Source organism: Pseudoroseomonas cervicalis ATCC 49957 (genome assembly GCF_000164635.1).
Lineage (GTDB): Bacteria > Pseudomonadota > Alphaproteobacteria > Acetobacterales > Acetobacteraceae > Pseudoroseomonas > Pseudoroseomonas cervicalis.
In genome coordinates, this window is sequence record NZ_GG771223.1 from 1 (window position 1) to 601 (window position 601).

General features: G+C 78.2%; 2 protein-coding genes. Both read left to right on the forward strand.

The features are described 5' to 3' along the window. A partial coding sequence (locus HMPREF0731_RS22680; RefSeq protein ID WP_007006620.1) for a TOBE domain-containing protein occupies positions 1 to 279 on the forward strand: 279 nt, incomplete at its 5' end. Position 280: 1 nt separating this feature from the next. Continuing rightward, positions 281 to 601 (forward strand): winged helix-turn-helix domain-containing protein (locus tag HMPREF0731_RS22685; protein ID WP_007006621.1); only part of this gene is annotated, 321 nt, incomplete at its 3' end.

The following is a 601-nucleotide window of genomic DNA, read 5'->3' on the forward strand; positions in this document are numbered from 1 at the left end:
AGCCGGCTGAGGCTGCGGCTGCGCGCCCGCGATGTCGCCGTGGCCACCGCGCCGCTGCCCGGCCTGTCGATCGGCAACCAGCTGCCGGCCGTGCTGGAGGCGATCGAGCCCGGCCCGCCGCACGAGCGCATGCTGCGGCTGCGCGTCGGCGAGGCGGTGCTGCTGGCCCGGCTGACCGAGGATGCGGTGCGGCGCCTGTCCCTGGTGTCCGGCCAGCCTGTCTGGGCGCTGGTGAAGTCGGTCGCCTTCAGCGGCGGCGCGGCCGAGGCGGCGCCCTGACATGCCGCCCCGCCGGGAGACGGCAACGGCCGCGCCGCGCCTCAGCCTGCGCATCGAGTTGCCGGGCGGCGCCCGCATCGGCCCCGGCAAGGTGCGGCTGCTGGAAGAAATCCGCGCGCGCGGCTCGATCTCCGCCGCCGGGCGGGCGCTGCGCATGTCCTATCGCCGCGCCTGGGAGCTGGCGGACGAGCTGAGCCGCCAGCTCGGCCAGCCGGTGGTGCAGGCCGCCCCCGGCGGGGCCGGCGGCGGCGGCGCCCGGCTGACGCCGCTGGGCGAGGCGGTGATCGCCCGCTACCGCGCCATCGAGGCGGCAACGATGGCT